Raw genomic sequence first — 21257 nt, 5'->3', positions numbered from 1 at the left:
CTCCTACAGGGAATCGCGTTTGCTTTTGATTTCCACCACTCATCAGGCCGAGCGTTAGCTCGCCTTCCGCTTTTGATCTGAGCGCCCCCTCGAGAGGCCGAGTGGAGGTTCTGCGCAGTGGGCAACCCGGCATGGATGCCGGGTTAGCCGCCCCCGGCCATGGATGGCCGATGGCGGCGGGCCCACGGAGCAGGACCGGAGCGAGGGCATGCCGAGCCTTAGCGAGGCACCGAACGAAAGGGGCAAGAGCCTTTTGGTTACTTTGGGGCTTTTCCAAAGTGACTCGCCGTAAGGGCGAAACCAATAGCCGCCGTTACCAAAGAAACGGATATGTACACAATCAAAACAAGCGAACGCCAGACCTCAAGACCGCTTCGCCGGCAAGCCAACTCCTACAAGGTCAGGCTCAGGATTCAATTGCTCCCACAACTCCGCCGCACCGGGAAATTCCGTGCCGTCTTCGGCACTCAAATCATCCGGATCATAACGACTCAAACACCCCTCCCCCAATGTCGCGGGAGCCTTGGAAGTAGCTTTGTCCAGTGGATCAGCCATGGTCATGTCCTCAGTGCAGAAACGGCGAAGGGCCTGGAACGATTGAACGCCCAGGCCCTTCGAATTTCAACCGCGTCGTGTGACGGTCAGAACACTACAGTCTTATTACCGTGCACCAGCACCCGATCTTCCAAGTGATAACGCAGACCGCGGGCCAACACCATTTTCTCGACATCGCGACCGAAACGCACCATGTCTTCGATGCTGTCACTGTGGCTGACGCGCACAACGTCTTGCTCGATGATCGGGCCGGCGTCCAGCTCTTCGGTCACGTAGTGGCACGTCGCACCGATCAACTTCACCCCACGCATGGAAGCCTGGTGATACGGCTTGGCGCCAACGAACGACGGCAGGAAGCTGTGGTGAATGTTGATGACCTTGTGCGCATACTCGCTGCACAACTCGGGCGGCAGGATTTGCATGTAGCGGGCAAGTACCACCACTTCGGCATCGTGCTGTTTGACCAGGCGCGAGACTTCGGCGAACGCCGGCTCTTTATCCTGCGGATTGACCGGTACGTGGTAGTAAGGAATGCCGTGCCACTCGACCATGCTGCGCAAATCATCATGGTTGGAAATCACGCAGGAGATTTCGCAATCCAGTTCATCGCTGTGCCAGCGGTGCAGCAAGTCGGCCAGGCAATGGGACTCACGGCTTGCCATCAACACCACGCGCTTCTTCTGCGCGGTATCGGTAATGCGCCAGTTCATCGAGAACTCTTCGGCAATCGGCGCGAACGCCTCGCGGAAAGCCTCGATACCAAAAGGCAGCGAGTCGGCACGAATTTCGTGACGCATGAAAAACCAGCCACTGAGATTGTCCGAGTGGTGGCTCGCTTCAGTGATCCAGCCGTTATGTGACGCCAGAAAGTTACTGACTTTAGCAACGATGCCGACGCGGTCCGGGCAAGCAATCACCAGCCGAAAAGTGCGCATGAGGGGGAAACTCCAGAACTTCGCAAAGGCCGCCATTCTAGCGATTGCGCAAAAAAACTGCAGTATAGATGACACCTCGCGTTGCACGAAGGCCGGTGGCACAAGCGTTGAGGGCTGTCGGTTACCTGCGCGATGGTGATCCTGTCAGCATTCTTCAAGCATTCAATTGTGAATATCTGTGATACCTGCGTCACACTATTTAACTGTACATCCAATTTGCGCCCTATTCATCGCAACTAATTTAAATAAACCCCGGTTAAATGTTTACTTGATGAAACACCCTGACTATTATTGCCGCACTGTCCCCTGCCATCCAGCGCACAACATAAGGTAGTCCCCATGTCCTTGATCAACGAATATCGTGCCACCGAAGAAGCTATCAAAGAGCTGCAAGCCCGTTTGAAGAACCTGTCCCAAGACGACAAACTGCAAACCGAGCTGGAATTCGAAGGCAAACTGCGCACCCTGATGGGCGAATACTCCAAGTCCCTGCGTGACATCATTGCGCTGTTGGATCCAGAATCCAAAACCAAAGCACCACGCGGCGGCGCAGTAAAAACTACTGGCACCAAGCGTGCTCGCAAAGTTAAACAATACAAAAACCCGCACAACGGCGAAGTCATCGAAACCAAAGGTGGCAACCACAAAACTCTGAAAGAGTGGAAAGCCAAGTGGGGCGGCGACGTGGTTGAAGGCTGGGCTACCCTGCTGGGCTAAGCCGCAAAGCTTGTCGCAGACCCATCCGCGACAAAAAAGAACGCCAGCAATCGCTGGCGTTTTTTATGCCCGAGATTCAGGCCCGTGCATTTTCATTTTCAAAGATTCAAACGTTTGCGCAATGCCTGGACATAATTGTTCCACTCATTGAGCACCTCTTGCTGGAATGGCGTCGCAGTAATGTTCAATTGGGCTGCAGCTTCTACAAATGCTTCCAGGGTATTGGGTGCCCCGCACTCGGGCGCTGACAAACGTTGCTGACAGAATACTCGCCAGCGTTCTTGCTCTTCGAAACTCAACGTTTCGGGAAAGTTACGTGCGCGATATCGAAACAATAATTCAGGCAAACGTTCATCATCGAAAGGCCATTGCTCTTGCGCTAATTGCGCCGGGTCAGCCGCCCGGACTTGCTCACAAAGACGCCGGTCCCGATCACCGATAAAACCATCGTATAACTGTTGTTCAGGGTCTTGGCTCTGGGCGAAATCCTCTCGGGCATAAATGGCCTGAACTTTATCTCGCCAAATTGTTTGTGCGGCACTTAGTCGCAGCGTGCGTTCCTGATAAAGCGCCATATCCAGCCCCAGTCGTTGCTGATCATCGGGACGAAGCACCGACAACGGCGCCACCACCGGGCATTTGTTGATGTGGATGAGTTTGAGCGGCACCGGCAGTTCGCCTTCGGCCAGTTCATCGCGGCGGGTATACAAACGCTGGCGCAAGGTCTCGGCATCCAGGTCGAGCAACCCCTGGGGATCCAGGTGCAGGTCACAGACAATCAGCGCGTTCTTGTTGCGCGGATGCCAGGCCAGCGGCAACACCACGCCGACATAACTGCGTGCCGCCGAAAAACGCCCGGAAATATGCACCATCGGCTGCAACAGCCGAATCTGATCCATCACCTTTTGTTTGCTGCGCAACTGAAACAGCCAGTCGTAGAGCTTCGGCTGTTTTTCCCGGATCAGACGTGCCAGTGCGATGGTTGCGCGAACGTCCGACAGCGCTTCGTGAGCATTACCGTGATCGATGCCGTTGGCAGCGGTCAGGCGTTCGAGTTTGAGCGTCACCCGTCCTTCGTCGTCCGTCGGCCAAACCAGGCCATCGGGCCGCAAGGCATACGCCGCACGCACCACATCGATCAGGTCCCAGCGACTGTTACCGCCCTGCCACTCGCGGGCATAGGGGTCGAAGAAATTTCGGTACAGGCTGTAACGAGTCATCTCGTCGTCGAAACGCAAGGTGTTGTAACCCGCGCCACAAGTGCCCGGTGCCGCCAGTTGCGCGTGAACCCGCGTCATGAAATCGGCTTCGCTCAAACCGTGTTCGGTCAGTTGGCCCGGCGTGATGCCGGTGATCGCGCAGGCCGCCGGATGCGGCAGGATGTCTTCACTGGGCTGGCAATAAAGATTGACCGGCTCGTCTATGACATTGAGATCAAAGTCAGTGCGCAGCCCCGCCACTTGCAGTGGACGGTCGCAACGCGGGTTGATGCCGGTGGTTTCATAGTCGTACCAGAAGATCGAGGTCACGGGCTATTCCTGAACTGAAGATCGGCGAAGTCTAGGCGTTCACATCCCGCCCCGGCCAGTAATCTTGCATTCAATCACCTCTGACCACGCACCGTGCAATACATAGTTATGTCGTTTCCCCCCGTGAGGCTGCTAGCATCGGACGCACAGAGAATCCCGATCAGGCCACATCATCAGGTTGCCCATGCTCGAGACCACAGCACTGCAAAGGAAAGCGACGCTGTCCCCGCCACTGGATACGCGGTATCAGGTTGAAACGCCGGAAGGCATCGACTTGCCACTGCGCCCGGCCGGGTTGATGGTCCGTGCGCTGGCGTTCTCCATCGACCTCGGGCTTCGCGGGCTGATTCTGGGTCTGCTGTTTATCGTCCTCGCGTTTCTGGGGAAACTCGGCGCCGGGCTGGGCTCGATCCTGCTGTTCGCAGTGAGCTGGTGGTACATGGTGTTGTTCGAAGTGCTCAATCAGGGGCGCTCGCCGGGCAAGCAATGGATGGGCCTGCGGGTGGTGCAGGATGACGGCACGCCGATCGGCTGGTCCGCTTCGCTGTTGCGCAACCTGCTGCGATTTGTCGACCTGTTGCCGTTCGGCTATTTCCTCGGCGCCATCAGTTGCCTGCAACACCCCAGCTTCAAACGCCTCGGCGACCTCGCCGCCGGCACGCTGGTCATTTACCGCGAACAGCCGCTCACCCGACCGCAAGTACCCGACGCCGAACCGCGACGTCCGGCCTTCGCCATGACGCTGACCGAGCAACGCGCCATCCTCGGGTTTGCCGAACGCCAGGGTGAACTCTCCGAAGCGCGGGTCAATGAACTCGCTTCTATCCTCGCCCAACCGTTGAACGTCCCAGCGCCACGGGCGGTGTCGGAACTCAACGGCATCGCCCGCGGCTTGTTGGGCCCCGCATGAAGCAAAGTCTTTTCGAGAATCGCCACAAGGCTGAATGGGCGCAGTTTTCCCTCATGCTCGACAGTCTGGAACGCAATAAAGACACCTCACGTGTCGCCAGTTTTGCGAAAGACTATCGTCGGCTATGCCAGCACCTGGCGCTGGCTCAGGAACGTGGATACAGCAGTTTCCTGATCGACTCGTTGCAGCAACAGGTCCTGCGCGGCCATCAACAACTTTATCGACACCGCAGCCGCCTGGGTGCCAATGTGCTCGGCTTCATCCTCGCGGATTTTCCGCGGCTGGTGCGCGAACAGTGGCGCTTCGTGCTTGCCGCCAGCCTGATGTTTTTCGGCAGCCTGATCGGCTTCGCGCTGCTGGTGTATCTGTTCCCGGACCTGGTCTACAACCTGATCCCGGCACAACAGGTCAGCGACATGCAAAGCATGTATGACCCCAACGCCGGACACCTGGGTCGCTCAGCGGAGCGGGCGGCCAGCGAAGACTGGGTGATGTTCGGCTTCTACATCATGCACAACATCGGCATCGCTTTTCAGACGTTCGCCAGCGGTTTGCTGTTTGGCCTGGGCAGCGCGTTTTTCCTGTTCTTCAATGGCTTGATGATCGGCGCGGTGGCCGGGCACCTGACACAGATCGGCTACGGGCAAACCTTCTGGTCGTTCGTGATCGGCCACGGTGCTTTCGAACTCAGCGCCATTGCCCTGGCGGGTGCCGCCGGCCTGCAACTGGGCTGGGCATTGATCGCACCGGGGCGCCTGCCACGCGCCGAAGCGTTGCGAGTCGCGGCGCGCAAAAGCGTATTACTGATTTGCGGGGTCATGCTGTTTCTGTTGATCGCTGCATTCATCGAAGCCTACTGGTCATCCATGACCGCGCCGGCGCCGATGACCAAGTATCTGGTCGGCGCGACGCTGTGGTTTTTGGTAGCAATGTATCTGCTGTTTGCCGGACGGACTCGTCATGCGCCTGAGTGACGCGACCGTGGTGATCCGCCCTCGAACAACCTGGGAAGCCATGGACCTCGGCGTCCTGCTGAGCCAGCGGCACCGACGCCTGTTGATGACCAGTTGGGCCATGGTGACCTTGCCGGTTTTCGCCTTGCTCACCTTGTTGTTGTGGGATTCACCGTCCCTCGCCGCCTTCATTTTCTGGTGGCTGAAACCGGCGTTCGAACGCCTGCCGCTGTACATCCTGTCCAAAGCCATGTTCGGTGAAACGCCCACCTTGAAACAGGCGCTGCGCCAATGGCCGCGATTGCTCAAGCCACAACTGCTCGCCAGCCTCACCTGGCGACGCTTGAGTCTGAGTCGCAGTTTCCTGATGCCGGTGGTGCAACTCGAAGGCCTGAGTGGGCAAGCGCGGCAACAGCGCTTGCAGGTGCTGTTGCAACGCGACGGCGGCGCAGCGCGCTGGCTGACGATCATCGGCGTACATCTGGAAAGTGCACTGTGGGTCGGCTTGATGGTGCTGTTTTATCTGTTCCTGCCGCAACAGGTTGAATTGGACTGGAGCTGGCAAACGCTGCTGTCCGCCGCCACACAAGACTGGCGCTGGCTGGAACACCTGACCAACGTATTTTACGTGTTGGTGCTCGTGGTGTGGGAACCGGTTTACGTGGCCTGCGGCTTCAGCCTTTATCTGAACCGGCGCACGGTGCTGGAGGCCTGGGATATCGAGTTGGTGTTCCGTCGTCTGCGTCAACGTCTGAGCAGTACCGCCGTCGCCCTGCTGCTGGCGGCATTTTTGCTGATGCCAGCGGCGCAAACCGTGTGGGCCGCCGAGCCCGCAATCTCACCGGACAGCCCGCGTCTGCTGGAGCAGCCTCTGACCAGCCAGGCGTCCCGGGACAGTATCAAGGCGATCCTCGATCAGCCGCCGTTCAAGAACAAGGAAACGGTCACCCGCTATCGTTTTGGCGGCGAAGACAAATCCGCCACCGAAACCCCAGACGATGGCAAGGCCCCCGAGTGGCTGAAGGCGCTGCTCAAGTTGCTGGATAACCAGCGTTTCGGTGCATTGGCCACCCTGATTGAAGTGCTGCTGTGGGGGACGGTGATCGGGGTCATCAGTTTGTTGATCTGGCGTTACCGCGACTGGTTGCAGGCGTTCGTCAGTCGCCGACCGAGGTTGCCGCGCAAAGTTGCACGGCCGCTGCCACAGCAAGCATTCGGCCTGGACCTCAACCGTGAAACCCTGCCTGCCGACATCGCCGCCAGTGCGGAAAGCCTCTGGCAAACCAACCCGCGTGAAGCTCTCGGATTGCTTTATCGCGCCCTGCTCAGTCACTTGCTGCACGACTACAACATGGCGCTGAAACCGGCCGACACCGAAGGTGAAGTGCTCGAGCGCGTTGAACACCTGCAGCAACCCGCGCTGCTGACTTTCAGCAAAAAACTGACGGGGCACTGGCAGAACATGGCCTACGGGCATCGCCTGCCCCCCGCGCAGGTGCAACAGGAACTCTGTGATGGCTGGCGGGCGCTGTTCGGCCCGGGAGCGGCGCATTGAACCGGCGTCTCTGGCTGGCGGTCGGCGTGTTCATCGCGGTGCTATTGGCTGCGCTGAGTGTTTATCTGTTTTTCAAGGCAACGCCCTATCAGGCAGACATCGATCACGGCCCTTCGCCCGAAGCCCAGGCCAACCCTTATCTGGCCGCCGAACACTTCCTGCGCAAACAGGGCCTTACCGTCGGCCATGCCAACAGCCTCGACGTGCTGCCGACGCTGGACCCGCGCCAGCACAGCCTTTTGTTGCTCGGCGACCGGCAAAACATGACGCCACGGCAGATTGACCAAGTGATGAACTGGACCCGCGCCGGTGGGCGCCTGTTGTTCATCGCCGAATCACTGTGGGATGAAAAAACCGGCCAAAGCAATGACCTGCTGCTCGACCGGGTGCAGGTGCACCAGTCACTGAGCAAAGACCTCAAGGACCCGCCACCCGCTACCGGTGAGGATCCTTACCCCAACCTGACCAAACTGTATCTTGAGGATGAAGACGCCCCGGCCTACGCCTCCTTCGATACCGCGTTCCATCTCGAAGACCCGAACAATCTCGCGCAAGCCTGGGCCAACAGCGGCAAGGCCACGCACATGATGCAGCTCAACCAAGGGCTCGGCTCGATCATTGTGGTCACCGACGCCGACCTGTGGAAAACCCCGGCCATCGACGAGTACGACAATGCCTGGCTGCTCTGGTACCTGACCGCGGACACCCAGGTGACGCTGCTGTTCAACACCGATCACGACAGCTTGCTGACCTTGTTGCTGCGCTATTTCCCCCAGGCATTGGTCGCGCTCATCGCCCTGATCGGCCTTGGCCTCTGGCATGTCGGTGTGCGCCACGGCCCATTGATTGAACCGGCGCCGAGAGCCCGTCGACAACTTCAGGAACACCTGCGTGCCAGCGCCGATTTCATCTTGCGCCGCAGCGGTCAGGACAGTCTGCTGCAAGCCTTGCAGCAAGACATCCTGCGCCGGGTACGGCGTCGTCATCCCGGTTTTGATCAACTCGGCGTCGCCGAACAATGGCTGGTGCTCGCACGCCTGACAGGCCAACCCACACGCGCTATCAGCCAGGCCATGAGCCCGCGACCGAAGCAACGGCTGTCCAGCGTTGAATTCAGCCGTCAGGTCGCCCACCTGCAAACCTTGAGGAACGCCTTATGAGTGAACAGATCGAGCCCGGCGCGCCTAGCCATGCCGAGCAGCAACGCCAGCGCGCCAGTTATCTGGCCCAAGCGATAAGAGTTGAATTGCAAAAAGCCGTGATCGGCCAGAACACGGTGATCGATGACGTACTCACCGCGTTGATTGCCGGCGGTCATGTGCTGCTCGAAGGCGTGCCGGGGCTGGGCAAGACCTTGTTGGTGCGCGCCCTCGCCCGCTGCTTCGGTGGCGAATTCGCGCGCATTCAGTTCACCCCGGACCTGATGCCCAGCGACGTCACCGGCCACGCGGTGTATGACCTGCAAACCGAGCAATTCAAACTGCGCAAAGGGCCATTGTTCACCAACCTGTTGCTCGCCGACGAAATCAACCGCGCCCCGGCGAAAACCCAGGCGGCGCTGCTCGAAGCCATGCAGGAACGGCAAGTCACCCTCGAAGGCCGCGCCCTGCCCATCGCGCAACCGTTCATGGTGCTCGCCACGCAAAACCCCATCGAACAGGAAGGCACTTACCCGCTGCCCGAAGCCGAGCTCGACCGCTTCATGCTCAAGGTGCGTATGGACTACCCCGATGTCGAGCAAGAGCTGAACATGGTGCGTCAGGTCAGCCGTTCTACCCGGGCCGACATGCTCGATGTGCAACCACTGCGCACCGTGTTGCAAGCCAAGGACGTGCTGGCCTTGCAACGCATCGCCAGCGATTTGCCCCTGGACGATCAGGTCCTCGACTACGCCGTACGCCTGGCCCGCACCACCCGCAGTTGGCCCGGCCTGACCCTCGGCGCCGGGCCTCGGGCCTCCATCGCGCTGGTGCGCTGCGCTCGGGCGCGGGCCTTGTTGCGCGGCGGCGAATTCGTGATTCCGGACGACATCAAGGGCTGCGCGCTGGCGGTGTTGCGCCATCGCGTACGCATCGCACCGGAGCTGGATATCGAAGGGCTGGAGGTCGATCACGTGCTGCGGCAACTGCTCGATCAAGTGCCGGCGCCACGTCTGTGAAACCCTCGCGCCTGCTGCTGATCTGGCTCGCAATCCTGCTGGCCATCGGCATCGTGCTGGGCACCTTGCGCGCACTGGACATTGCGCTGCCCTCAAGCCTGTTGTCGATCCAGTGGGGTTTATTGCTGGCGCTACTGGCCCTGGCAATACTCGATGCCTTGCGCCTCACGCGCCTGCACTCGCCCCGGATAACACGACAAATGCCCGGCAGCCTGGCCCTCGGTCGCTGGAGCGAAGTTCGACTGGAGGTTGAGCACAACTTTCCCCAACCACTGACGGTCCAGATTTTCGACCACGTCCCCGACGGCCTGAACTTCGAAAACCTCCCCCTGTCAGTCGAACTTCAGCCCGGCCAGCACAGCCAGGTCGGCTATCGCCTGCGCCCGCTCAAACGTGGCCACTTCAGCTTCGATCACTGCGAAATCAACCTGCCCAGCCCATTGGGCCTGTGGTCCGGCAAACGGCTTCTGAGCGTCACCGACCACACCCGCGTCTACCCCGACTTCGCCCGCCTCTACGGCGGCCAACTGCTGGCGGTGGACAACTGGCTCAGCCAGCTCGGCGTACGCCAACGACAACGACGTGGCCTGGGTATGGAGTTTCATCAGTTACGGGAATTTCGCGAAGGCGACAGCCTGCGCCAGATCGACTGGAAAGCCACCGCCCGGCAACGCACACCGATTGCCCGGGAGTATCAGGACGAGCGCGATCAGCAGATCATTTTCATGCTCGATTGCGGAAGGCATATGCGCAGTCATGATGGCGAACTGGCGCATTTCGATCATGCGCTGAATGCGTGTTTGCTGTTGAGTTACGTGGCGTTGCGTCAGGGTGATGCGGTGGGTCTGAGTACCTTTGCCAGCGATCAACCGCGTTATCTCGCACCGGTTAAAGGTGCCGGTCAGCTCAACGTGCTACTCAATGCTGTTTACGATTTGGACAGCAGCCAGCGCCCCTCTGATTATCAGGCTGCCATCAGCCAATTAATGGCCCGACAGAAGCGCCGAGGATTGGTGATATTGATCACTAACCTGCGGGATGAAGACAATGAGGAACTGATAAGCGCTGTTCAACGGCTGAGCAAGCAACATCGCGTATTGATAGCAAGCATGCGCGAAGAGGTCCTCGACACCACACGACAAATGACGGTGCAAACCTTGTCGGAAGCGCTGAACTACAGCGGAACAGTTGACTATTTGAACTCACGAGCAGAACTCCATGAACGCTTGGTCGCCCATGGAATTCCGGTAAAAGATGTCCGCCCCAGAGAGCTGGGACCAGAATTGGTGACACAGTACCTGGCCTGGAAACGCAGTGGAGCTCCTTGACTGCTTTTTCACTTGGACGAATGGGTGGACATCACTCATATCGACACATCAATCCGGTCTCCAATACTCAACGTTATCTACGGTGAGACTCTTTAACTCCAATGGAGGCAGCTCGATCTGAATATCAAAATCGGTAGTCCGCAATCCTCTTGCACCCGTAATGTCGGCACCATGAATTTGAAGAGCAACAGATTGATCAGCCTGAAGTACAGTGAGGGTGTGCCTTAGATAAGGATTCCAGCTTTCGTCCTCCACCAAGTCTTTTTTCTTCCCACTTAAATCAATCGAATCCTCCGTACCGTTACTGAACCTTAGAATAACCTTCGAGCCTGGACCATCGCCCTTGTTTTCATATTGAAAGCCCAACAAATACTCAACTTGCGCAAATTGCGAACCCGTAAAGGATGCCGTTGAAACAGACTGCGAGTAGACTCTTTTCCCGTTCAACATCAAAAAGTTTCCGTACAAAATACTTTCATACCACCCCTCCCCACCGCCGCTACCAACGCGCTGCCAATTCGTGTCCCAGCCACTAGGAAACCTCCCGCTTTTTACCAGATTACGACCACGGATTTTTTCTGCACTCATGATGCTCACCTTTCTCTGTTAGCTGCTGTTGTAGTATTCGAAACGCTTCGAATTTGATAGGGCCACTCAGCCGGGCAACAGGTCCATCACAGCATTTGTGTAGTCGTTTCCTCCCGCCTTCGCCAGATAACGAACCTCGACAATGATATCTGTCAAGCTGTCAATCAAGGCCTTCTGTCGCGTGTCGTGCCGTGTAAAGTGCAGTTGCCATCTGGATACCGCACCCGTCCCCTCAAAGGGCAAATAGCGCTCATCACCAAACATCATTTGATGTAAACCGGCATCCTCAATTCCGCGGCTGACGCCTATTTGTTGATGGCTGCGCAGATTTAAAAGAACATACGGTGGCGGCATTTGATCCTTGTCGCCATAAAAGTAATCGAGTATCCCAATGTCTGGTTTAAGCACCGTGGTACTGGCGGTTTGCGTCAGTGTTGCGCATACATCCCTGTAAGGGCCAAGTACAACCGGGAGAGTTATCGAAACGCTGACAATCTGGCGACAGTAGTGCCCTGGATAATCGCAGTCAAATAATTGCTGGGTAAATTCAAAGTCGAATTTCCCTGTCTCTTTTATTCCTTTAAGTACGTTATCCCAGTCTTTTTTCGGCTTAATAAATTCGCCCGCTTCAAACAGCTGACGCAGAGAAACTGTCTTGATCAATTCCAGGCGACGCTCGTTTCGACTGAGGAACTCCTTCTCAAGCGACATCAAGTCAAACAGCATGGACTCGCCAGCGCACAAACCGTAGTAGTTATCCATCCACATATTGGGGCGAATGATCTGCGAATCGAAGTCGCCCATTTCGTACTGAAAACTGGTTTCGGCACTCAGGCACAATCCGGCGACTGCATCGTATGCCTGGAAGTACAGCACAGCCATCTGGCTCAATAACCAGCGGTACAGTTCGACATTGGTTGAACGGGTTTTATAGAACGAGTACACATCCTGAGCATGAGCGTTGGCTCTTTCAGCATGCTCCAGGCTGGCTCGCGCAGCATAGACCGCATGCATCTGTGCTGCTATTTGCGCGTCCAATACTTGCATTTCACGTTCACCTTGATTGAGCGCCAGTCCCCACTCTTCCGATCTGCGTCCATAGTGAGAGCTGGTTGCTGACCTGTCCGCGGCAATCAGTTCTTTTTCCGCCGCGCCTCCCAGCATGAGTCCCATTGCTCGAAATGAGCCACCGAGTACGACGCCGCCGGTACCCGCAGCTACACCCACGATCATCATATTCGGCACATTGTTAGCGTAGCCTTCTGCGATGTAAGCCTGGCTCGCATCGCTCATTTCAGTTCTGGCTGCCATCTGGTCCTCAAGCGCCGCGCTTTCCCCCACAGACACCCTCTGATCAAGCAACTGGCGATAATGATCGATGCGCCCATCAATCACTTTTTTGCTTTCCTGCAGCGACTTCAGCGACTCCTCCTGTTGTTTCAGCGACTCCTGTTGGATCGCCCTGGCGTAGGCTCCCAGTTCAATTTGCTGCTTTTGCAACTGCTCCTCGAGCAAACTTCGATCACGCGCTTCCATGCATTGTCGGACTTCGCGGCCAAAGCTGATAAGTGTTTGCACTGCGTTTTGGGCCGTGCTCAACATGACCCGGAACCGATAGTGCGGAATATTGCGCCAGCCCCCCGCACTACGGGATGCACCGGACGATCCGCCAGCCTGAGCTTGAAGCAACTTCTTCGGGTCTGTCGGTGCAGCAAATAGAGGGATGGACGACTGCTTGCCATCGATCGTCAAGTTATTGCGCATATTGCCAAGGCAGTTGTCGATGTACTTCCAGATACCCAGTACATCTTCATTGGCTGTGGGGCGGAAAACATCTTTTCTAATAATTGAAAAGTCAGTTAACCCGGAAATTCTGGCCGGCAAATTCGCCACCTGTACGTCCAGGGTACGACTGAAATTTTCCAATGCACTGTGAGTGCCGGCCTGGCGACGGGCAAGAATCTTGTCCACACTAGTCGGTTCCCAATGGCTCATAGCCTTCGCTTTGGGAGCATCACCCATCAGAAACAGAGCACGGATATACTGCAGTTTTGCCGCCGCCAGACTGTCGCGGGTCAAATGCCGGTAAAGCGAATCGGCATGGGCAATGATGCACCGTACATAAGCGATAAAAATCGCTTTACGGTAATGAATGCGTTTTGCAAAAGCGATGGCATCGGGGTCCACCAAGTCTTTGGCAACAAAACTGATATCACCCGATTCCAGCAAAGGCCGACAGAGCCAATAACGTTCATTGTTAACCATTGCGCCAGCACGGTTCATCCGCAGCTGTGGATTGAAAATGTAGTGATACCAATTTTGTGACTCTCGATAGTTGCGCTCTTCAGCCAGTCGATAGGCGATCAAAAACGGCAGGTGAAAAAACAACTCCCAATAAAACATGCCATGGGCACTGTTGAAGTCCATCGGAATGGTCAATGGATTCGGTGCCTTATCGGGCGACTCCCAAGGCGCGGGCTCGTGAGTAAACTGGGTGGATCTGGACAATACTTCGTCAATGGAAATCGCCGCTTTAGCGACAAGTTTATCGCCAAAGGTAGAGTTAAGCTGGACCCATCGCAACTCGGTACCCAATGGCCGTAGATCCAGAAACTGCCCTCCGGAATCCTGCTTGCTGATCAACGGCACAGGACTGGTATTAGGTACTTGCAACACCTCCAGCTTATAACGATTGCGGCCATACTCTCCGTCGCTGCTTTGACCCCATACTATATCGAAGCTCTTGTTGACAGGATTACCTTTCCAACTATGTGAAATCCAACCAGACTGCCCCCAACCATTCAATTCAACTGTGCCTTTCCAGGTATCCCCCGCAACAATGCCTCCATCAATTATTTTCAGCTCCATCGGCACTGTCTCTGGTTTTTTTTGCACCTCCAACCTATTGACGGAATTACCTAAAAACACCTCATTGGCAGCGCTGGACAAACCATGAGCAATAAAAAAGCCAGCGCCGCTCCGAACACTACTGGATGAAAGCATCCAGAGTCTCTCCAGTTGAGCATGAGTCAACGTAACATCTTTTACCAACTGGACCCCAAACGCCGTCCTGACAAAATCAGTCTTGGTAATAGATACCAACACATCGGCAGTTTCCGCACCTTCATTTTCTAAATGCAAAGAAAAGTCAAAGCCTGTCTCACCTTGATGATGGCAAGTCAGCTTTATGCCTTTCGCACCGACTTTTGAAAGCTCAAAATAGGTCATCAACGACGAAACATATGCACTAGTAGCAAACACCAATTGATTCAATGTGTAGTCAGGCCTATCAACTTCGCATACGCCCTGGACCTGCAACACATTTAAAACCACCTCCTCCCCACCTACTACGTCCAATCGACTTTTTAAACTAATATTGGTCGACATGTACTTACTGATCAATCCTTCCTGTGTGGAGTAACTTGTTGTGGACACCGATGCCGGAACAAGCGACTGACGCACGAGGGAACGCTCGTTGATGTGCAACTGATGTTGCAATGCCATGGGATTCGCAAATCGCCCATTGATCATTACTTCGAGACTTTCCTCCTGAGCATCTTGCGGTTCGAACCTTGAGTTCAATGACGCAAACATCCACCCTGGCTTCTCTTCGTCAGCCCTCCGCATGGCGTCCTTCGACGACTCGATGGGTACATCCGTTGTCGTAAAGCAAACGGCTAATACATCATCCACGTATTTGCGCGCCCCTCCAAAAGTGACCGCCAGCAGACGTGCGGAATCCTTGGGTACAACCGAGAAGTCCTTTTTTCCGAGACTGATGGGAAGTGACCAACGGCCATTGATCGCCAACTGGGCCAGTTTCATTTCCAGATGCCACTGGCCCGGAGCGACTGTACCGTTCTCAAAGTGCAGATCCGGGTCACGAATGCCCTCGACATACACGACCATCAACCGTCCAGCAAAATAAACAGGCCGGATGGCCAATACTTCAGGGCCTAGCGGTAGATCAATAGGCAGCCATTCACTCCAGCATGCCGGATGCAGATACTTGCTTTCCTGTTTTAGCTCAACAGTTGCCTTACGCCAATAATAACCACAGGGTTCTTCCCGACGACGACCTAAAAAATAATACACCGCGTTCTTGAACTGCTCGCTGCCATCTTCGGTTTCATCTATATAAGCAGATATCAGATCGAGATTGCAGGTCTCCACAAACCTTTTAAGGTGTTCATAAAGGGCCTTCTGCACAGCCGTATTACTCACACTGGCTTGTGCAAGATCGTCTTCCAGAGCTTTGAAGGAAGCTGTTTTGTTCAGGCGCATCTTCGGATTTATATAGTTCTCTGCATAATACTCAAGAGTTGAATAACCCGCCCAATCACTAATATTGCAATAACGCTTATGCCAGGCTTCCAACTCTTCCTTGGAAAAGTCCCTTTGGTGGCCGGGCTCCATACCGCAGTAAATCGCGCCAATATAGACCTGCATTGCAGCAATGGCTTCAGCCACTCGGGACGAGTCCACTAATGAGCTGACTTGTGTATCCAGCAACAAGTACTGAAACAGATCTTCCAGCGAAGACAGCTCTGGAATTTCCGGTTTTGCGGGGGCTACCTTTGCACGATAAAAGTCGGCCAGCGCTTCACTGCGATACTCATCAAGCACACCAATAATGGACTTTTCCATTTTATAATCCCTTTCGAAATACCTTCTTCGGAATTTGAAAAAAACGCTACCGCAGCATTCAGTTGAATACCATTCATCAAACAAGCTAATTCAGGCCACACAGTATTGCAGCGGTCGATCAACCTCGATCAACCACCTCTACGATATAGTTTTCCAAGGCGTCAGAAGTTACATCATTCACACGCAATACCGCTTTGAACTTTAAGGTCCCACTCGCGAGTGGTGGAGAAAACTGCACCCTGAAATGACCGTCCTTAGCAACTATGCCTTTGGCAATTTCAGCGTCACCCACATTACTCAACAATCGGATTTCCGCCCCAGGCAAGCCCACCCCATCAACCCAGGACGAAGGCCCTACCTTGGCGTTCATCAGCGGACTGATGATGTGTGGTTTATCGATGTAGTTCGTCACCTTGACATGCGCGTCCGGCGCCCAAGCTGTACTTCCATCGAAATGACGTTGCATAACCGAGAACACATGGGAATCAAGAGGTACCGCTTCTGCCAGCCTCACCGACCAACCACCCTGGGCATTCACACTGGTTTGAGCGAGGCGCGTGTTACTGTTCCGCCCTTCAAATACATTTATTTCCGCGTAGGCACTACCAAAGCCGGTCAGCAGTGGCTGGACTTCAACCGCCTGGTCCCCATCTTCTGGATAGGTCAGGACAGGAGGCGGAGCGTCCAGGCGTCCCGGTAATTCCAGACGCTGGTTAAGGCGGTTGCAGAAGAACGTCAGTTTGAAACTGCCGTTACGTTCATCAGCACACTTGATCAGCCAGCTGAGCATCAGGTCATCGGGTTTGATCTGTACGTATGCGCCTGTCAGGGGTGTGAAATTCAAGCCCAGTGCCTTGGCGGAAAAATCGCCACTCCAACTCAGCATCGCGCGGGCATTTTCAAGGTCCACGTCTTTTGGCAAGTGAATATCAAGGCGGTATTCATGACCTCTGACAAACAATAGAGGCGCCTCCAGGCAAGGTTTATCAGACTGACTTAGATCGACCCACTCATAACGCCAGTCAATGGCGGGCACTACATCCAGCAAGAACGAAACGGTTTCTTCAACTTTGTCCGTGCGCTGCGCGGTGACCTTGTATTTTCCCGGCTCCTTGGCTTCAAACGGATAGGCAGAGCGCCCATTCTCATCCGTCAAGATAATGGTAGAGGCCCAACGCCCAGCTTCAGGTTCATTGATCGGTTCTACCGTCCATGCAATTGAACAATTGGGCACAGGACGGGCCTGATTATCCGCTTTCTCAAGCACTTTCACCCACAGCAAAGTAGAGGACTCTTTTCCGGCTACCGGATAGAGATAATCCGTCGCCTGGCCGTGTATTACTGCGCCATCGGCCACGTAGAGTTTCAAGGCTTGTTCACTTGCTCCGACCGCGGCGGTGAATGTTTGCATGCCTGATGCTTCAAACCCGGGCACGGTGAACCGAACCACTCCGTTTGCATCAGTCTTGAATGGGCCAAGAGTCTTGTCCCCGTACTTGAGCGTTACATCGACATCGGGCGCGACGGCTCCACTTAACAAAATCACATGGCATCGCAGGATCAGTTCCATCCCTCTTACGGCCATGCTTTCTGCCACCAACAATCTGATGGAAGGCAGACCAACGAACGTTAGATTGCGTATCAGTTTCGGGCTGAGCGTGCTGTAACGAACAAGCAACGTCGCTTTCTCAATGGGTTCCATACTTGTGACGCGCACCCTGGCAATCCCTTTGTCATCCGTTGTCGCCGACAACTTATCGGCTAGGATGCCCAGACCGCCAAACTCCACAGTACGACCGACACCGGGATTGGAGTGATCATCTACCAACTTCACTTCGACAGGGATGAAGTCAACGCCACCCGCCAGATAGTCTCTGGTGTCAACGCGAAGGCTGTCCAGATCAAACCCTAGCGATCGCTCATCACAATCGATCACGACTTCGGCAATCGCTACCTGTTGCAAGCCATAGACGGCTTTCACATGCGCGACTCCCATCCAGCTGCCAGCCTTGAACCGCGCCACGGCACGTCCGTCTTGATCAGTAAAGGATTCTTCATCGAGCAAACCTGGCCGATCGCAGCTCCATCTCACGGTGAGATTTACATAAGGTTTATCGGTCAAGTCACGCACTTTCAACTCGATCAAGGCTACCTGCTCACCGGCATTGGCAATAAGCGGAGTACCGATACAGTTGATCTCTGCAGTATTGCTTTGCCCCAGCTCGCCAAACGACTGGTCGTCCCCCTTGACCGACGTTTCGGACAAGGACTCCATCATGTGTTCTGCCGCAGCGCGATAAGCAGTCTTGCCACTGTCGGGCGTTAGCTCGCCCAGCTTGATGATGGCCTTCGCATCGAGGCCACTGCGCGCAGCCAGACCGCGAATACGCAGCAACGTATCCAAAACATCAAAGCTTTGAACAACCGGTCTGGCAGGAAGAAGGAACAGGATACATTCAAGTACTTCCCTTACCCCCCACCTCAACACATGGGCCAGCTGAGTTGCAGCAGAGTCGCGAATCAGTCGCAGATCTTCGGCGGTCAAAATGCTCGGCAAACTGTTGACCAGCTTTAAATAGTCCAGCAATCGTTCGGCCGGTTGTTCGGTATGAATCACTGCACGCCGATACAACGTCAGTTTGTACATCGTGTGCAGCGTCAGGTCTTTGGCTTGCAGGAGACCGAACCATTTCCAGTTTTCACGGGTGGTCAGCGTGACCAGCATCGCCGAGCTCAAGTCGAGTTTTTTTACAACTGCCGCACGGCGCACCAAATGCGCCAGCAACGATAATACCTCGTCACCGACCCTGACTTTATCGGCACCTGAAGTCACGGCATTCAAGGCTCGTGCAGCTTCCGTGAGCAAGAGTGGAACGCCACCCTGACTCACCCATTTGAGCAGTGGCAACGTCAAATCCTGAGAGCAATCCAGATAGACGGACAGCGTTTCCTGTACCACGGCGCTTTGGGCAGCCTGGATTTGCAGCAGTATTGCCAAAATGATCGACACCACACGCTCGGCTTCATCTCGATGAAGTTTTTCTTCACTCACCGCGAATTCGATTTCTGCACGGGCAAGCCTCTCGTATTCCTCCCCGTCATTAGCTGCAGAAGCCATCACCAATCCGCGGGCGTCGACCAATTCTTTCAGTAAATCCAGCCAACCTGCATAGTATAAATTCTGGCTAGTAGGGACACCGGCTTCCAGTAATTTGTCTTCTGTGAACAACACTGGCTGCAAACGTTTATGTAAAGTCTCAAGCAAACTTGTTTCGGCTGCGGTAGGCAATTGCGGTGGTGTCAGAGGTGACACCATTTGAACGACAAAGAGCACGCTCAGATCATTCTCCCGGCACCATTGCACACAATCTGCTGCGGCTCGCATCACGCTTAAAATGTCACCATCTCCCGTGATCCCACTTACCGAGATACGCGCCTCTCCGGTGACTTTCTGAAGTACCCCGCCCGCACCACGATCACTGAGGGTTTCGAGCAACGCGACCATTTCAATTGGGGTAACTTTCAGTAAAGAAGCCAACTTCACAATGCGATAGAGCGATGAAAGAACGGGCAGACTGCGCTTTAACTGCGTGGTCAAATTGTGCCCTTTGGCAACCACTCGAGCCAAGTAACGCCAGGCTTCCTGGTTCAGCCCCAAAGCACTGCATATTTGATCGACGGTGCGCCTGTCCGCACGCGTCTGCGCATCGATAAAAAAAGCACCATCGTCAACTATCAACGGAGCATCAAAGTAAGCCTTTTCGTTAAAAATAGAGTCGAACTGAGCGAGTGCCTTTCCAGTACCAAACAGGGACACTTCGTCAATCATCGCTGTGAATTCTTCAACCGTACATTTGAACTCCTTATGGAACTCCTGAAACAGTCCAATCGCCCGTAGCGTATTGTTGGTAATCCGCAATGGCTTGGGTTTCGGATCAGCGCTACTTTGCAAGTCCAGTCGTTGCTCGGCCCTGTTGGCGGCAACCACCAGTTGATCGCACTGTTGGTGGGACAACTTCAGCCAACGTGCCAGACGCAACATTCGGTTGATGCGTTCCAGGCGATTTTCGCGGGTATTGATCAACTGACGGGTCGAACCTTTTACTGCAGGACTCAAACCCAAGGCAGGATCCTGGCCATCATTGATGAAGACAGAACCAAATTGCGCGGACCCGAAGGATGGATTGGTCAGGATTGTCTGATTTTTTGATCGATTGGTTACGTAGTTTTCGATTGAAAGGAAGGCAGTCAACGCCTCGGCATCAATGGACGTTTTATGGCAAAAGTGCACTGAGTCCAGTAGGTCTGAAGGGGTTGTGTCGAAATTCTCTTTTATGAAATCCTCATACGGTGTACCCAGCGTTATCTTTCGCTGCTTGCCAGCATCAGGCGCTGCATCATCATTTTCGGAAGGTTTGGTCTGGGGAAACTTGAAATTCTCTGTCAGCAATAGCTGCCCAACAGGGCCCACGCAACTGGATTGACGCAGTGCCACATCGGAAGACGCCCCGTGCGCGCCTTTCTGTTTGAAATACGGAGCTGATGGATCAATGGTCCGCACCACCTCACCCAACATTATATTGAATTGCTGGAGCACCTGACTCCACTGCACGAAGTACCACTCGAACGGCATACTGGGGAACGGGTACCGCGACTCCAGCATCAAATCATCAACCACATGATCAGCTTGAAGCGGAACAGAGGCTTCAATGATTGATTCCATGACTTCGTTGACGATCGAGATCGTTCGTTTGACCTGATACAGGCTTGTCGGGTCGAGCCGCATAGTGCCGATATCCGGCCTGCGACTGCTGATTTTAATTGGAGTGCCACCCGCAGCAGCTTCCAGCTGACGGGCCAACTCATACAACCTGACCAGATAAGCGCACGGGCCATTATGTGCATCCGGACTTTGCGAAGGCGTGCAGTTTTCCCAGTCAGGCTTGAACAGATCATCGAATGTCGGCGAGTCTCCTGGCGGCTTGATCCCCGTATAGTGGAGCGGATTGGACGGGCCTTGAAGAACCAACTGATGCTCACTGAATTCGCGAGCAGCATGGACCGCCAGGACAGTGGCCTGTTTCAGGAATCCATGGACGTCCTGTAAGTGCACATCGAACTTTTTTACAATGCCCTGTGACCCCATGTCCAATAGGTCGAATACCGTCCCACCTTCCTGAATGAAACCCTGGCACCGACTCATTACCGAGGGTTCGTCAGTGTCAAGAGTAAGTCTGAAAAGCTGCTCAAGGGCAGGGTTGGAATGGCTATTACTCATTGAACTTCTCCTGCGAGCGAGGCTGGGAGGAACGGAATGCGAAAGGCAAATCTGTTGTCGTCTTGAGTTGTTTTTTACGCTGCGTATACCGCGACTTCTACCTG

General features: G+C 55.0%; 13 protein-coding genes. 7 read left to right on the top strand and 6 right to left on the bottom strand.

Features of this window, described 5'->3' with window-relative positions; genetic code table 11:
• Window positions 1-363 precede the first annotated feature (363 nt).
• Window positions 364-555, bottom strand: coding sequence for a hypothetical protein (locus KGB25_RS25510; RefSeq protein ID WP_223437228.1), 192 nt, complete (start codon window positions 553-555; stop codon window positions 364-366).
• 86 nt (window positions 556-641) lie between these two features.
• A complete protein-coding gene (purU, locus tag KGB25_RS25505; RefSeq protein WP_008031689.1) occupies window positions 642-1490 on the bottom strand; it encodes a formyltetrahydrofolate deformylase in 849 nt (282 codons plus the stop codon).
• A 339-nt stretch (window positions 1491-1829) separates the two neighbouring features.
• On the opposite strand from purU, the gene mvaT reads away from it, so the two are divergent.
• The gene (mvaT, locus tag KGB25_RS25500; protein WP_007933316.1) at window positions 1830-2207 is read left to right on the top strand and encodes a histone-like nucleoid-structuring protein MvaT; all 378 of its coding nucleotides are present in this window, start codon (window positions 1830-1832) and stop codon (window positions 2205-2207) included.
• Between the two features lie 98 nt (window positions 2208-2305).
• On the opposite strand, the gene sbcB is transcribed toward mvaT, so the two are convergent.
• The gene (sbcB, locus tag KGB25_RS25495; protein ID WP_008041932.1) at window positions 2306-3736 is read right to left on the bottom strand and encodes an exodeoxyribonuclease I; all 1431 of its coding nucleotides are present in this window, start codon (window positions 3734-3736) and stop codon (window positions 2306-2308) included.
• Window positions 3737-3920: 184 nt separating this feature from the next.
• Here sbcB and KGB25_RS25490 point away from each other — a divergent pair, with 184 nt between their 5' ends.
• The 6 genes from KGB25_RS25490 to KGB25_RS25465 are packed head-to-tail and all read left to right on the top strand — an operon-like array spanning window position 3921 to window position 10640.
• The gene (locus KGB25_RS25490; protein WP_008041935.1) at window positions 3921-4646 is read left to right on the top strand and encodes an RDD family protein; all 726 of its coding nucleotides are present in this window, start codon (window positions 3921-3923) and stop codon (window positions 4644-4646) included.
• Window positions 4643-5620: a stage II sporulation protein M gene (locus KGB25_RS25485; protein ID WP_223437226.1), complete on the top strand. Its 978-nt coding sequence runs from the start codon at window positions 4643-4645 to the stop codon at window positions 5618-5620. The genes KGB25_RS25490 and KGB25_RS25485 overlap by 4 nt, the downstream gene beginning before the upstream one ends.
• Window positions 5607-7154 carry a DUF4129 domain-containing protein gene (locus KGB25_RS25480; RefSeq protein WP_223437224.1) on the top strand — a complete coding sequence of 516 codons (1548 nt, stop codon included), beginning with the start codon at window positions 5607-5609 and terminating at the stop codon, window positions 7152-7154. Before KGB25_RS25485 ends, KGB25_RS25480 begins: the two co-directional genes overlap by 14 nt.
• Window positions 7151-8314, top strand: a complete 1164-nt coding sequence (locus KGB25_RS25475; RefSeq protein ID WP_223437222.1) for a DUF4350 domain-containing protein — start codon at window positions 7151-7153, stop codon at window positions 8312-8314. Before KGB25_RS25480 ends, KGB25_RS25475 begins: the two co-directional genes overlap by 4 nt.
• Window positions 8311-9312 carry an AAA family ATPase gene (locus KGB25_RS25470; RefSeq protein WP_223437220.1) on the top strand — a complete coding sequence of 334 codons (1002 nt, stop codon included), beginning with the start codon at window positions 8311-8313 and terminating at the stop codon, window positions 9310-9312. The genes KGB25_RS25475 and KGB25_RS25470 overlap by 4 nt, the downstream gene beginning before the upstream one ends.
• Window positions 9309-10640: a DUF58 domain-containing protein gene (locus tag KGB25_RS25465; protein WP_223437218.1), complete on the top strand. Its 1332-nt coding sequence runs from the start codon at window positions 9309-9311 to the stop codon at window positions 10638-10640. The genes KGB25_RS25470 and KGB25_RS25465 overlap by 4 nt, the downstream gene beginning before the upstream one ends.
• A gap of 48 nt (window positions 10641-10688) precedes the next feature.
• On the opposite strand, the gene KGB25_RS25460 is transcribed toward KGB25_RS25465, so the two are convergent.
• The 3 genes from KGB25_RS25460 to KGB25_RS25450 all read right to left on the bottom strand — a co-directional run bounded on the left by KGB25_RS25460 (window position 10689) and on the right by KGB25_RS25450 (window position 21153).
• Window positions 10689-11228 carry a hypothetical protein gene (locus KGB25_RS25460; protein ID WP_223437216.1) on the bottom strand — a complete coding sequence of 180 codons (540 nt, stop codon included), beginning with the start codon at window positions 11226-11228 and terminating at the stop codon, window positions 10689-10691.
• A 66-nt stretch (window positions 11229-11294) separates the two neighbouring features.
• A complete protein-coding gene (locus tag KGB25_RS25455; RefSeq protein WP_223437214.1) occupies window positions 11295-15875 on the bottom strand; it encodes a neuraminidase-like domain-containing protein in 4581 nt (1526 codons plus the stop codon).
• A gap of 118 nt (window positions 15876-15993) precedes the next feature.
• Window positions 15994-21153, bottom strand: a complete 5160-nt coding sequence (locus KGB25_RS25450) for a Tc toxin subunit A (protein ID WP_223437212.1) — start codon at window positions 21151-21153, stop codon at window positions 15994-15996.
• Window positions 21154-21257: the final 104 nt, after the last annotated feature.

The organism is Pseudomonas sp. BF-RE-21 (genome assembly GCF_019947305.1).
Taxonomy (GTDB): domain Bacteria; phylum Pseudomonadota; class Gammaproteobacteria; order Pseudomonadales; family Pseudomonadaceae; genus Aquipseudomonas; species Aquipseudomonas migulae.
This window is presented reverse-complemented; position numbering and strand designations above follow the sequence as displayed.